General features: G+C 71.3%; 12 protein-coding genes. 7 read left to right on the top strand and 5 right to left on the bottom strand.

Features of this window, described 5'->3' with window-relative positions:
* Complete coding sequence (locus ABZ016_RS08260; RefSeq protein WP_356915730.1) at positions 1 to 324, top strand: plasmid stabilization protein; 324 nt, start codon at positions 1 to 3, stop codon at positions 322 to 324.
* A 10-nt stretch (positions 325 to 334) separates the two neighbouring features.
* Here the strand turns inward: ABZ016_RS08260 and ABZ016_RS08255 are convergent, their stop codons facing one another.
* Positions 335 to 628 carry a YciI family protein gene (locus ABZ016_RS08255; RefSeq protein WP_356915729.1) on the bottom strand — a complete coding sequence of 98 codons (294 nt, stop codon included), beginning with the start codon at positions 626 to 628 and terminating at the stop codon, positions 335 to 337.
* 61 nt (positions 629 to 689) lie between these two features.
* Here ABZ016_RS08255 and ABZ016_RS08250 point away from each other — a divergent pair, with 61 nt between their 5' ends.
* A complete protein-coding gene (locus ABZ016_RS08250; protein WP_356915728.1) occupies positions 690 to 1,382 on the top strand; it encodes an endonuclease V in 693 nt (230 codons plus the stop codon).
* Here ABZ016_RS08250 and ABZ016_RS08245 read toward each other — a convergent pair.
* Positions 1,370 to 1,564: a hypothetical protein gene (locus ABZ016_RS08245; RefSeq protein ID WP_356915727.1), complete on the bottom strand. Its 195-nt coding sequence runs from the start codon at positions 1,562 to 1,564 to the stop codon at positions 1,370 to 1,372. The genes ABZ016_RS08250 and ABZ016_RS08245 overlap by 13 nt on opposite strands.
* Positions 1,565 to 1,763: 199 nt before the next feature.
* Here ABZ016_RS08245 and ABZ016_RS08240 point away from each other — a divergent pair, with 199 nt between their 5' ends.
* A complete protein-coding gene (locus tag ABZ016_RS08240) occupies positions 1,764 to 1,910 on the top strand; it encodes a hypothetical protein (RefSeq protein ID WP_356915726.1) in 147 nt (48 codons plus the stop codon).
* A 22-nt stretch (positions 1,911 to 1,932) separates the two neighbouring features.
* On the opposite strand, the gene ABZ016_RS08235 is transcribed toward ABZ016_RS08240, so the two are convergent.
* On the bottom strand, positions 1,933 to 3,111 hold the full coding sequence (locus ABZ016_RS08235; protein WP_356915725.1) for a saccharopine dehydrogenase NADP-binding domain-containing protein: 1,179 nt from the start codon (positions 3,109 to 3,111) through the stop codon (positions 1,933 to 1,935).
* Positions 3,112 to 3,447: 336 nt separating this feature from the next.
* Between ABZ016_RS08235 and ABZ016_RS08230 the strand changes: the two genes are divergently transcribed.
* Genes ABZ016_RS08230 through ABZ016_RS08220 form a run of 3 tightly spaced genes read left to right on the top strand, consistent with a single transcriptional unit; the run spans position 3,448 to position 8,040 of the window.
* Entirely contained in the window at positions 3,448 to 4,593 is a 1,146-nt protein-coding gene (locus ABZ016_RS08230; RefSeq protein ID WP_356915724.1) for a CaiB/BaiF CoA-transferase family protein, read from the top strand.
* An 11-nt stretch (positions 4,594 to 4,604) separates the two neighbouring features.
* Positions 4,605 to 5,819 carry an acetyl-CoA C-acetyltransferase gene (locus tag ABZ016_RS08225; RefSeq protein WP_356915723.1) on the top strand — a complete coding sequence of 405 codons (1,215 nt, stop codon included), beginning with the start codon at positions 4,605 to 4,607 and terminating at the stop codon, positions 5,817 to 5,819.
* A 34-nt stretch (positions 5,820 to 5,853) separates the two neighbouring features.
* A complete protein-coding gene (locus ABZ016_RS08220; protein WP_356915722.1) occupies positions 5,854 to 8,040 on the top strand; it encodes a 3-hydroxyacyl-CoA dehydrogenase NAD-binding domain-containing protein in 2,187 nt (728 codons plus the stop codon).
* On the opposite strand, the gene ABZ016_RS08215 is transcribed toward ABZ016_RS08220, so the two are convergent.
* A complete protein-coding gene (locus ABZ016_RS08215; protein ID WP_356915721.1) occupies positions 8,026 to 8,730 on the bottom strand; it encodes a MerR family transcriptional regulator in 705 nt (234 codons plus the stop codon). The two genes, ABZ016_RS08220 and ABZ016_RS08215, sit on opposite strands and share 15 nt — an antisense overlap.
* Positions 8,731 to 8,949: 219 nt before the next feature.
* On the opposite strand from ABZ016_RS08215, the gene ABZ016_RS08210 reads away from it, so the two are divergent.
* Positions 8,950 to 10,416: an amino acid permease gene (locus tag ABZ016_RS08210; protein WP_356915720.1), complete on the top strand. Its 1,467-nt coding sequence runs from the start codon at positions 8,950 to 8,952 to the stop codon at positions 10,414 to 10,416.
* Positions 10,417 to 10,463: 47 nt separating this feature from the next.
* Here the strand turns inward: ABZ016_RS08210 and ABZ016_RS08205 are convergent, their stop codons facing one another.
* A complete protein-coding gene (locus ABZ016_RS08205) occupies positions 10,464 to 11,957 on the bottom strand; it encodes a M1 family metallopeptidase (RefSeq protein ID WP_356915719.1) in 1,494 nt (497 codons plus the stop codon).
* Positions 11,958 to 12,019: the final 62 nt, after the last annotated feature.

Below are 12,019 nucleotides of genomic sequence, written 5' to 3'. Positions count from 1 at the left end.
ATGCCACGCGGTTCGAGCCCCAAGCGGGAACGACAGTACGAGCACATCAAGAAGAGCGCGCAGGACCGGGGTGAGAGCACCGGCCGTGCCAAGGAGATCGCCTCGCGGACGGTGAACAAGGAACGCGCCCGCTCCGGCGAGTCGAAGACGGCGAGCCGTACGTCGACGAAGGACATGTCGTCCGGCAGGCGCGGCGGTCAGCGGTCGGGGCAGGGCTCCCAGGGGCCCACCTACGACCAGCTCTACCAGGAGGCCAAGCGCCGCGGCGTGGAGGGCCGGTCCAACATGAACAAGAGCCAGCTCCAGCGCGCGCTGGGCAAGTGAGGCCCACGCCTCAGAGGGTCTCCCGGTAGGCCTCCAGCGCGGGTGCCGTCTTCGTCGCCACGAACTCGGTGACGCGGTACGCGCACACGCCGGCGGTGACGAACGGGTCACCCGCGACGATCTCCTCGATCCGCGCACGGTCCTCCGCGACGGCGACGATCACCCCGCCGTCGCGGGGGTTCTTGCGCCCGGACGCGAGGAAGACACCCTGCGCGTACTGCTCGTCCAGCCACGCCACATGCGCCTCCAGCACGGCGTCGACGGCCTCCAGCGGGGCGGTGTAGGTCAGCTCCAGCACGAACATGATCACGAGCCTACCCCCGGGCGCCCGCCCGGCCGCGGGCAGACCATAGGCTCAGGTCACCATGACGACCGTACGCATCCCCGAAGGCTGGCCCGCGACCGAGGAGCAGGCCCGCGCCGTCCAGGACGAACTGCGGGCCCGTGTGATCCTCGACGAACCCGGGCCGCCGCCCGGGACGGGCCATGTGACGGGGGTCGACGTCGCGTACGACGACGAGCGGGACGTGGTCGCCGCGGCGGCGGTCGTCCTGGACGCGTCGAGTCTCGCCGTGGTCGCCGAGGCCACGGCGGTGGGCCGGGTCTCCTTCCCCTACGTGCCCGGACTGCTCGCCTTCCGCGAGATCCCCACGGTCCTCGCCGCCCTCGACGCCCTGCCGTGCCCGCCCGGCCTGGTGGTCTGCGACGGCTACGGGCTCGCCCACCCTCGCCGCTTCGGTCTCGCCAGCCACCTCGGGGTGCTCACCGGGCTGCCCACGATCGGTATCGCCAAGAACCCCTTCACCTTCGCCCACGACGAGCCGGACACCCCGCGCGGCAGCACCTCCGCGCTGCTCGCCGGCTCCGAGGAGGTCGGCCGCGCCCTGCGCACGCGCGACGGCGTCAAGCCGGTCTTCGTCTCCGTCGGCCATCGCGTGACCCTGGCCGACGCCTGCGCCCACACCCTCGCACTCACCCCCGAGTACCGCCTCCCGGAGACCACCCGCAGGGCGGACGCGCTCTGCCGGAAGGCGCTGCGGCAGACCTACTCCGGCTGATCGGCCACCCGCCAGCGGCCCACCTCCCGGTACTCCGAGTCGTAGACGACCGAGCCGTCTCCCGGCCGGAGCGCGTAGTGGTGCAGATTGCCGCCCCAGTACCTGAGGATCCGGCCCAGCTCGCCCGCCGGGTCCCTCGCCAACGCCGCGTCGTCCATGGTGACTTCGAGAAGGAACTTCATGCCTTCAATGGTTTCATTGAACTCGTTCTTGGTACTTTTCGCGCCGTTGCCCGTCGTCGCCCGCCGTTTCGCGAGGAGGGCCGAGGAAAGTCTCAAACCGGGGGAGCGGCCTGCCGTGGGACGGGCGGCGCGATCTGAGTACCGGCTCTGAGTACCTGTACGGATGCCCGGCCGGCGCCTCGTCGGCAGGCTGGGGCGCATGACAACGCACCGCGCCCCCAAGTCTGTCGCCAGTCCGACCCAGACCGTCGAGCGGGCCGTCACGATCGGGCTGGTCCTCGCCGTGCTGGCGGGACTCGCCTGGATAGCCGGGATGATCTACACCATCGCCGAGTGGCCGCTCTAGACCGGAGCCCCGCGGCGCCCGCTCAGCGCGTCGACGCGACGCGGAAGCGGATGCCCGCCGCGCGCAGCCGGTCGACCAGCGCGTCGCCCATGGCCACCGCCGTCGTGACCTGCCCCGCCGTCTTCGGGAGGTCGTCGAAGGCGAGGCACAGCGCCGACTCGGCGAGCATCTTCGCCGTCTCGTCGTAACCGGGATCGCCGCCCGAGACCTCCGTGTACACCCGCCGGCCACCGCCCTCGCCCACGAAGCGCAGGGAGAACCAGCTCTTCGCTCGCTTCTCGGGGCTCGGCCCGTCCCCGGGCCTGAGCCGGCCGGACAACCAGCGCCGTGCGGCCGGCAGCTGGGCGGCGGCGACCACGGCACCCACGGCCGCCACCCCGCCCACGGCGACCGGCAGACGCCGGACGGCCGCGTACTGCCGGTAGCGGAACTCCGGCCCGTACCGGTCGAGGGCCGTCGCCGACCGCCGCACGATCTGCGGGTCGATGGTCGGCATCGGCAGCGCCCACGCGCCGACCTCCCTGGCGAACCGCGGCGCGGCCGTCGGCGCCGACACCCGCCGGCCCACCAGCCGCGGCTCGTGGCGCCGCCGGTCCCGCGCGGCCGCCGCCATCTCCCGCTGCCGGGCGAACTGGTTCAGGGCCGAGCCGAACGTACCGCCCGAGAAGGCCGCGTCGGCGGTCACGAACCCGTCCACGGTCAGCGGTACACCCTCCGGCAGCTGCCGCACGGTGAAGTACACGCCGAGGTCGTGCGGGATCGAGTCGAACCCGGCGGCGTGCACCAGCCGCGCCCCGGTCTCACGCGCGCGTGCGTCGTGCCGCACGTACATGAGGTCCACGAACTCGGGCTCGCCCGCGAGGTCGAGGTAGTCGGTCCCGGCGTCCGCGCAGGCGGCGACGAGCTCCTCGCCGTACGTCACGTACGGGCCGACCGTCGTGGCCACCACCCGCGCGCTCTCGGCCAGCGCGCGCACCGAGGCCGGGTCGGAGACGTCCGCCCGCAACACCCCGACCTCGGCGCCCGCCGGAAGCCGCTCCCGCAGCCGTTCCAGCTTCTCCGCGCTGCGGCCCGCGATCGCCCAGCGCAGCCCGTCGGGCGCGTGGCCGGCCAGATACTCCGCGGTGAGCGCTCCGGCGAAACTCGTGGCTCCGAAAAGCACGATGTCGTACGGACAGTCCGTCCTGTTCAACCCGCTCATGACACCCCTCGGTCGTTCAGCCCGTGCCGCTGTCGGTGGCCGAGGCTAGCGTGAGGAGTGCGGAGCCCGACGACGAGCCCGGAGGAACGACGATGACCACGACCGGGAATGCCCTGAAGAAGCGGGAGAAAGCACGCGAGTCCGCCCCGGGGCCGCCGACCGGATGAAGCAGAGCCGCCGGGTGATCCCGCCGAAGCGGCCGAGAGCGGTACTGGACGGGGCCCGGCCCCGTCCGGCAGATTGCTAAGCGCTTGCTCGTGCAGCTCTTGTGCCGAGTGGAACGTGTTCTTAGCATCACTGGTGTTACATCACTTGTGTCACAGCACTGGGGGCTGGATGACCACGGCAAGGACGCCAGGGCACGGTCCGCTCGCCGGTGTGCGGGTCGTCGAACTGGCCGGGATCGGACCCGGCCCGTTCGCCGCCATGCTGCTCGCCGACTTCGGGGCCGACGTCGTGCGCGTGGACCGGCCCGGCGGGCCCGGGCTCGCGATCGACCCGGCGTACGACGTCACCAACCGCAACAAGCGCTCCGTGGTCGTCGACCTGAAGCACCCGGACGGGCCCGCCCGGGTGCTCGACCTGGCCACACGGGCCGACGTCCTGGTCGAGGGCTACCGGCCCGGCGTCGCCGAGCGCCTCGGTGTCGGCCCCGGGGACTGCCACGCCCGCAACCCGCGTCTCGTCTACGGCCGGATGACCGGCTGGGGCCAGGACGGCCCGCTCGCCCAGCGCGCCGGGCACGACATCGCGTACATCGCCCCCACCGGCACGCTCGGCATGATCGGCCGGCCGGACGAGCCGCCCGCGGTCCCGGCCAACCTCCTCGGCGACTACGCGGGCGGCTCCCTCTACCTCGTCGTCGGCGTCCTCGCCGCCCTGCACCACGCGCGGGAGACGGGCACCGGCCAGGTCGTGGACGCCGCGATCGTCGACGGCGCCTCGCACCTCGCCACGATGATCCACGGCATGCTCGCCGCCGGCGGCTGGCAGGACCGCCGCGGCGCCAACCTCCTGGACGGCGGCTGCCCGTACTACGGGACCTACGAGACGGCCGACGGCCGGTACATGGCCGTCGGCGCGCTGGAATCACGGTTCTACGCGGAGTTCCTCGCCCTGCTCGGCATCGAGGACCAGGCCGAGGCCCGCAAGGACGTCACCCGATGGGACGAGCTGCGCGAACAGGTCGCGATCCGCTTCAAGACCCGGACACGGGACGAGTGGGCAGCCGTCTTCGAGGGCTCCGACGCGTGCGTGGCGCCGGTGCTGTCGCTGCGCGAGGCGCCGCACCACCCGCATCTCGCCGCCCGCGGCACCTTCACCGACCACGGCGGCATCACCCAGCCCGCCCCCGCCCCCCGCTTCTCCGCGACCCCGACCTCCGTCCGCACCGGCCCGGCGCTGCCGGGCGCCGACACCGCGGAGGTCGCCCGGGACTGGGACGTCCCCGGGCTCCTCCCGTCGTCCCGAAACCCTCAGTGAAAGGCCTCCTCGTGAGCACCGAAGCGTACGTGTACGACGCGATCCGCACCCCGCGCGGACGCGGCAAGGCCAATGGCGCCCTGCACGGCACCAAGCCCATCGACCTGGTCGTCGGACTCATCCACGAGATCCGCGCCCGCTTCCCCGGCCTGGACCCGGCCGCCGTCGACGACATCGTGCTCGGCGTCGTCGGCCCGGTCGGCGACCAGGGATCCGACATCGCCCGGATCGCCGCCATCGCCGCGGGGCTGCCCGACACGGTGGCCGGTGTCCAGGAGAACCGCTTCTGTGCCTCGGGCCTGGAGGCCGTCAACCTGGCGGCCGCCAAGGTGCGTTCGGGCTGGGAGGACCTCGTGCTCGCGGGCGGCGTCGAGTCGATGTCCCGGGTGCCGATGGCCTCCGACGGCGGCGCCTGGTTCAACGACCCGATGACCAACCTCGAGGTCAACTTCGTGCCGCAGGGCATCGGCGCCGACCTCATCGCCACCATCGAGGGCTTCTCGCGGCGCGACGTCGACGAGTACGCGGCCCTCTCCCAGGAGCGGGCGGCCGCCGCCTGGAAGGACGGCCGCTTCGACCGGTCCGTCGTACCGGTGAAGGACCGCAGCGGCCTCGTCGTCCTCGACCACGACGAGCACCCGCGCCCCGGCACCACCGCCGACTCCCTCGCGGGGCTCAAGCCGTCCTTCGCGGACATCGGCGAGCTCGGCGGCTTCGACGCGGTGGCGCTCCAGCAGTACCACTGGGTGGAGAAGATCGACCACGTCCACCACGCCGGCAACTCCTCCGGCATCGTGGACGGCGCCTCGCTCGTCGCGATCGGCTCCAAGGAGGTCGGCGAGCGCTACGGCCTCACGCCCCGGGCCCGGATCGTCTCCGCCGCCGTGTCCGGCTCCGAGCCCACCATCATGCTCACCGGCCCCGCCCCGGCCACCCGCAAGGCCCTCGCCAAGGCCGGACTGTCCATCGACGACATCGACCTGGTCGAGATCAACGAGGCGTTCGCCGCGGTCGTACTGCGCTTTGTGAAGGACATGGGCCTGTCCCTGGACAAGGTCAACGTCAACGGCGGCGCGATCGCGCTCGGCCACCCCCTCGGTGCGACCGGCGCGATGATCCTCGGCACCCTCGTCGACGAACTCGAGCGCCAGGACAAGCGCTACGGCCTCGCCACGCTGTGCGTCGGCGGCGGCATGGGCGTCGCCACCATCGTCGAGCGCATCTGACCACCTCCCGACGGATCACACGGAGCACCTCCACATGAGCACTGAGTCCACCACCATCCGCTGGGAACAGGACGGCACCGGCCTCGTCACCCTCGTCATCGACGACCCCGACCAGTCCGCGAACACCATGAACCAGGCGTTCCGCGACTCCCTGGCCGCCGTCACCGACCGCCTGGAGGCCGAGAAGGACTCCATCCGGGGCGTCATCATCACCTCCGCGAAGAAGACCTTCTTCGCCGGTGGCGACCTGCGCGACCTCATCCGCGTCACCCCCGAGACGGCCCAGGAGCTGTTCGACGGCGGCATGGCGATGAAGCGGAACCTGCGCCGCATCGAGACGCTCGGCAAGCCGGTCGTCGCCGCGCTCAACGGCGCCGCGCTGGGCGGCGGCTACGAGATCGCCCTGGCCTGCCACCACCGCATCGCCCTCGACGCGCCCGGCTCGAAGATCGGCTGCCCCGAGGTCACCCTCGGCCTGCTGCCCGGAGGCGGCGGAGTCGTCCGCACCGTCCGGATGCTCGGCATCGCCGACGCCCTGCTGAAGGTCCTCCTCCAGGGCACCCAGTACAACCCCCGCCGCGCCCTGGAGAACGGCCTCGTCGACGACGTGGCCCACAGCCGGGAGGACATGCTCGCCAAGGCCCGCGCCTTCATCGACGCCAACCCGGAGGCCCAGCAGCCCTGGGACAAGCCGGGCTACCGTATCCCGGGCGGCACGCCCGCCAACCCCAAGTTCGCCGCGAACCTGCCCGCCTTCCCGGCCACCCTGCGCAAGCAGACCGGCGGCGCTCCCTACCCGGCGCCGCGCAACATCCTCGCCGCCGCCGTCGAGGGCTCGCAGGTCGACTTCGAGACCGCCCAGATCATCGAGGCCCGCTACTTCGTGGACCTCGCGGCCGGGCAGATCTCGAAGAACATGATCCAGGCCTTCTTCTTCGACCTCCAGGCCGTCAACTCCGGCGCGAACCGCCCCCAGGGCATCGAGCCCCGCAAGGTCCGCAGGGTCGCCGTCCTGGGCGCCGGGATGATGGGCGCCGGCATCGCCTACTCCTGTGCCCGCGCCGGCATCGACGTCGTCCTGAAGGACGTCTCCCTGGAAGCGGCCCTCAAGGGCAGGGCCTACTCCGAGAAACTCTGCGCCAAGGCCGTCGCCAAGGGCCGTACGACCCAGGAGAAGGCAGACGCACTGCTCGGGCGCATCACCCCCACCGCCGAGGTCCAGGACCTCGCGGGCTGCGACGCCGTGATCGAGGCCGTCTTCGAGGACACCTCCCTCAAGCACAAGGTGTTCCAGGAGATCCAGAACGTCGTCGCCCCCGACGCGCTGCTGTGCTCCAACACCTCCACCCTCCCCATCACCGCGCTCGCCGAGGGCGTGGAGCGCCAGGCCGACTTCATCGGTCTGCACTTCTTCTCGCCGGTCGACAAGATGCCGCTGGTCGAGATCATCAAGGGCGAACGGACGGGCGAGGAGGCCCTGGCCCGCGCCTTCGACCTGGTCCGGCAGATCAACAAGACGCCGATCGTCGTCAACGACTCGCGCGGCTTCTTCACCTCCCGCGTCATCGGGCACTTCATCAACGAGGGCGTCGCCATGGTCGGCGAGGGCATCGAGCCCGCCTCGGTCGAACAAGCCGCCGCCCAGGCCGGCTACCCGGCCAAGGTGCTGTCCCTGATGGACGAGCTGACGCTCACGCTGCCGCGCAAGATCCGGGCCGAGACGAAGCGGGCCGTCGAGGAGGCGGGCGGCACCTGGACGGCCCACCCCGCCGAGGCCGTCATCGACCGCATGGTCGACGAGTTCGGCCGCACGGGCCGCAGCGGCGGCGCCGGGTTCTACGACTACGGGGACGACGGCAAGCGCGCGGGGCTCTGGCCCGGACTGCGCGAGCACTACACCAGGCCGGGACACTCGATCCCCTTCAGGGACATGCAGGAACGCATGCTCTTCTCCGAGGCGCTGGACACGGTCCGGCTGCTGGAGGAAGGCGTGCTGACCTCCGTCGCCGACGCCAACATCGGCTCCATCTTCGGCATCGGCTTCCCGGGCTGGACCGGCGGCGTGCTCCAGTACGTCAACGGCTACGAGGGAGGCCTGCCCGGGTTCGTGGCACGCGCGCGTGAACTCGCCGAGCGCTACGGGGAGCGGTTCACCCCGCCCGCCCTGCTGGTGGAGAAGGCCGAGCGGGGGGAGCGGTTCAGCGACTCAGTCCGCGGCTGATCCGGTCAGCCACTCGCCCAGCTCTTCCTTCAGCGACCGCTGAAAGGCCGTGAGGAGCGCCTGCACCACCAGCGGGTGCATGTGCGCCGACAGGGACCGCACGTCCCGGGCGTCACGCTCGGCGACCTCGTCGCGGAAGAGCCGGGAGAGCTCACGGGCCGCGGCGCGCGCGTGGTCGAGGAGAACCGTGCGCGCCGCGAAGATCGCCTCCTGGGAGAGCGGCACGTCCAGCAGCCCGACACCCAGCCGGAGCAGACCGAGGTCGGCCTCGTACCCGTCGTCCACGGGCCGGACCACGCCCATCGCGACGAGCCGCTGGACGTCCTCTTCGCCGAGCGGCCGCCCCGCGCGCCGGCGCAGTTCCTCCCGCGTGAGGGTCTCGACGGTGTCCGGCGCCCAGGAGGCCACCACGGCCCGGTGGATGGCGAGGTCGTGCGCGCTCAGGTCCGGAGGCAGCTGCCGCAGGTAGCGCTCGATGCCCGCCAGCGTCATGCCCTGGTGCTGCAACTCCTCGATCAGCGCCAGCCGGGCCAGATGCTCCCGCCCGTAGTGCCCGACGCGCCGGGGGCCGAGCACCGGTGGCGGCAACAGCCCCTTCGTGCCGTAGAAGCGGACCGTGCGCACCGTGACACCGGCCCGGGCGGCCAGTTCGTCGATCGTGAGGGTCGGTTCCTCGGTGTCGGTCGTCATGCGCAGCAGTATCGCTGTCTCACCAGCGCTGTGACACATCCCGGCGGTCGATGTGACGACAGTGTGAGAAGTCGCGCTCTGTGACGTACGCCACCGCGTGGGCCGCGCACGGTGGGGGAAGGTGGCCCCTTGGTCTGTGCCTTTACAGGGCGCGGACCTTATGTACGTCCGGACAGCCGAGCGCGACCCGCTCGGGAGCACCAGAGAGTGGATCCACCCGTGAGCAAGGACGCCGTGAACACGGCAGCAGCCGCATCTCCCAGCGACGCGGCACAGGTGCCCGCGGACGCGGGCGACGCCGGCTACAGCAAGGACCTCAAGGCCCGCCACGTCAACATGATCGCCATCGGCGGCGCGATCGGCACGGGGCTCTTCCTGGGCGCCGGCGGCCGGCTGCACAACGCGGGCCCCGCGCTCGCACTGGCCTACCTGGTCTGCGGCATCTTCGCCTTCTTCGTCGTCCGGGCCCTCGGCGAGCTGGTCCTGTACCGGCCCTCCTCGGGCTCCTTCGTCTCGTACGCGCGCGAGTTCCTCGGCGAGAAGGGCGCCTACGTCGCCGGCTGGATGTACTTCCTGAACTGGTCGACCACCGGCATCGCCGACATCACCGCGATCGCCCTCTACACGCACTACTGGAGCCTGTTCACCGACATCCCGCAGTGGGTGCTCGCGCTGGCCGCCCTCGCGGTCGTGCTCGCGGTGAACCTCATCTCGGTGAAGATCTTCGGCGAGATGGAGTTCTGGTTCGCGATCATCAAGGTCGCGACGCTCGTCGGCTTCATGCTGATCGGCATCTTCCTGCTGGCCACCCAGCACGAGGTGGGCGGCCAGACGCCGGGCGTCGGCGTCATCACGGACAACGGCGGCGTCTTCCCGCACGGCATGATGCCCGTGGTCCTCGTGATGCAGGGCGTGATCTTCGCGTATGCCGCGCTGGAACTCGTCGGTGTCGCCGCGGGCGAGACCGCCGAGCCGGAGAAGGTCGTCCCCCGCGCGGTGAACTCGATCATGTGGCGGGTCGGTCTCTTCTACGTCGGCTCGGTCGTCCTGCTGGCCCTGCTCCTGCCCGGCTCGGTCTACTCGGCCGACCAGAGCCCCTTCGTCACGGTCCTGTCGAAGATCGGCGTCCCGGCGGCGGGCGACGTCATGAACCTGGTGGTCCTGACCGCCGCGATGTCCTCGCTGAACTCGGGCCTGTACTCCACGGGCCGCATCCTGCGCTCGATGGCGATGGCCGGCTCCGCGCCGAAGTTCACCGCCCGGATGAACCGCAGCCAGGTCCCCTACGGCGGCATCCTGCTGACCTGCGCGGTGTGCGTGCTCGGCGTCGGCCTGAACTACCTCGTGCCGGCCCAGGCGTTCGAGATCGTGCTGAACGTCGCCTCGCTCGGCATCATCAGCACCTGGGTGATCATCATGATCTGCCACCTGGTCTTCGTCCGCCGCGCCAAGGAGGGCCTCGTCGCCCGGCCCTCCTTCCGCCTCTTCGGCAGCCCGGTCACGGAGATCGCCACGATCGCCTTCCTGCTGGCCTGCCTCGGCATGATGTGGAACGACCCCGAGGTCGGCCGGAAGACGCTCCTGCTCGTCCCGCTGATCGCGGTCATGCTGGTCGCGGGCTGGTTCGGCATCCGCCGACGGGTGTCGCAGGCGGCCGACCAGGAGCTGTCGCAGCTCTCGAAGTAGCAGGCCAGGGCCGCTGTGTGTGGCCCTGGCCCACGGCGGCGCGGGCTTCAGTGCTCGTGCACGCCGTTCGTCGCCGCGATCCTCTTCCACGACTTCGGCTGCGTCACCGCCCCGCCGTCCTTCGCGACGGACGCCGTCCGGGCCGCCGAGGCCGTCGGCTTGGACGGCTGGAACAGCCAGGTGTCGAAGAGGGCGGCCAGGGGCTTGCCGGAGACCTCCTCGGCGTACCGCTGGAAGTCGGCGACCGACGCGTTGCCGTAGGCGTACTTCTGCGGCCAGCCCTTGAGGATCGCGAAGAACGCCTCGTCACCGATCTCGTTGCGCAGTGCCTGGACGGCCAGCGCGCCACGGTCGTAGACCGCGATGTCGAACTGGTTGTCCGGGCCCGGGTCGCCGGGCTTCACCGTCCAGAACGAGTCGTCCGCCGGATGCGAGGCGTACACGTGGTCGGCGAGTTCCTGCGCCGTGCCCTCGCCCTCGTGCTCGGACCACAGCCACTGCGCGTACCGCGCGAAGCCCTCGTTGATCCAGATGTCCTTCCAGCGCTTGAGCGACACCGCGTCGCCGTACCACTGGTGCGCCAGCTCGTGGACGACGAGGGACACGTTCGACCCGTTCGCGAACTGCCGCGGGCTGTAGTACGGCCGGGTCTGGGTCTCCAGCGCGTACCCGGTGGTCGTGTTCGGCACGTATCCGCCGAGCGCGCTGTAGGGGTACGGGCCGAAGTACCCGGCCAGCCAGTCCGCGATCTCCCCGGTCCGTTCGAGGCTCGCCCGGGCCGGGCCGGCGTTCGCGCCCAGGTTCTCGCTGTACGCGTTGAGGACCGGGATGCCGCTCTCGGTCGTGCCGGTGGTGATGTCGAACTTCCCGACCGCGAGCGTGGCGAGATACGTGGCCTGCGGCTTGTCGGAGCGCCAGTTCCAGCGGGTCCAGCCGAGCCGTGAACTCGTCGACTGGAGCGTGCCGTTGGAGATGGCCTGCGTGCCGTCCGGGACCAGCACGGACACGTCGTAGGTGGCCTTGTCCAGCGGATGGTCGTTGCTCGGGAACCACCAGGCCGCCGCCTCGGGCTCGTTCGCCGCGACACCGCCGTCCGGTGTGCGGTGCCAGCTGGTGAAGCCGTACGCCTGCTTCGACGACGGCACCCCGCGGTAGCGCACGACGACCGTGACGGGCGTGCCCTTGGCGAGCGGGGTCTTCGGCGTGACCTCCAGCTCGTGCTCGCCCGACGTCCGGACCGAGGCCTTCGCCCCGTTGACCCGCACCTCGTCGACGTCCAGCAGGAAGTCCAGGTTGAAGCGGGACAGGTCCTGCGTGGTGCGGGCCACGAGGCTCGCCGTGCCCTCGAGTACGTCGGTGGCCGGCTGGTACTTCAGCCTGAGGTCGTAGTGGGAGACGTCGTATCCGCCGTTGCCGTAGGCCGGGTAGTAGGGGTCACCGATGCCCGGCGCGCCGGGGGACCAGGACGCGGCCGATGCCGGGATCGCCAGCAGGAGAACAGCCGCCGTCAAGGCTCCCGGCGCGATGATTCTGCGGTGCACGCAAAACTCCAAGTCGTAGGGTCCCGAAGTCCTTCCGGAGCCTATTGACTCCCGGCCTCACT

It is taken from the genome of Streptomyces sp. NPDC006372, from assembly GCF_040612515.1.
Lineage (GTDB): Bacteria > Actinomycetota > Actinomycetes > Streptomycetales > Streptomycetaceae > Streptomyces.
The sequence above is the reverse complement of the archived record's forward strand: the minus strand, read 5'-3'. Positions and strand labels throughout refer to the sequence as shown.

Excerpts from the sequence above, each read along its gene's own strand:
- ABZ016_RS08215 (WP_356915721.1), bottom strand. The coding sequence starts at position 8,730 with ATGACGACCGACACCGAGGAACCGACCCTCACGATCGACGAACTGGCC.
- ABZ016_RS08220 (WP_356915722.1), top strand. The coding sequence starts at position 5,854 with ATGAGCACTGAGTCCACCACCATCCGCTGGGAACAGGACGGCACCGGC.
- ABZ016_RS08240 (WP_356915726.1), top strand. The coding sequence starts at position 1,764 with ATGACAACGCACCGCGCCCCCAAGTCTGTCGCCAGTCCGACCCAGACC.
- ABZ016_RS08235 (WP_356915725.1), bottom strand. The coding sequence starts at position 3,111 with ATGAGCGGGTTGAACAGGACGGACTGTCCGTACGACATCGTGCTTTTC.
- ABZ016_RS08260 (WP_356915730.1), top strand. The coding sequence starts at position 1 with ATGCCACGCGGTTCGAGCCCCAAGCGGGAACGACAGTACGAGCACATC.
- ABZ016_RS08245 (WP_356915727.1), bottom strand. The coding sequence starts at position 1,564 with ATGAAGTTCCTTCTCGAAGTCACCATGGACGACGCGGCGTTGGCGAGG.
- ABZ016_RS08255 (WP_356915729.1), bottom strand. The coding sequence starts at position 628 with ATGTTCGTGCTGGAGCTGACCTACACCGCCCCGCTGGAGGCCGTCGAC.
- ABZ016_RS08230 (WP_356915724.1), top strand. The coding sequence starts at position 3,448 with ATGACCACGGCAAGGACGCCAGGGCACGGTCCGCTCGCCGGTGTGCGG.
- ABZ016_RS08250 (WP_356915728.1), top strand. The coding sequence starts at position 690 with ATGACGACCGTACGCATCCCCGAAGGCTGGCCCGCGACCGAGGAGCAG.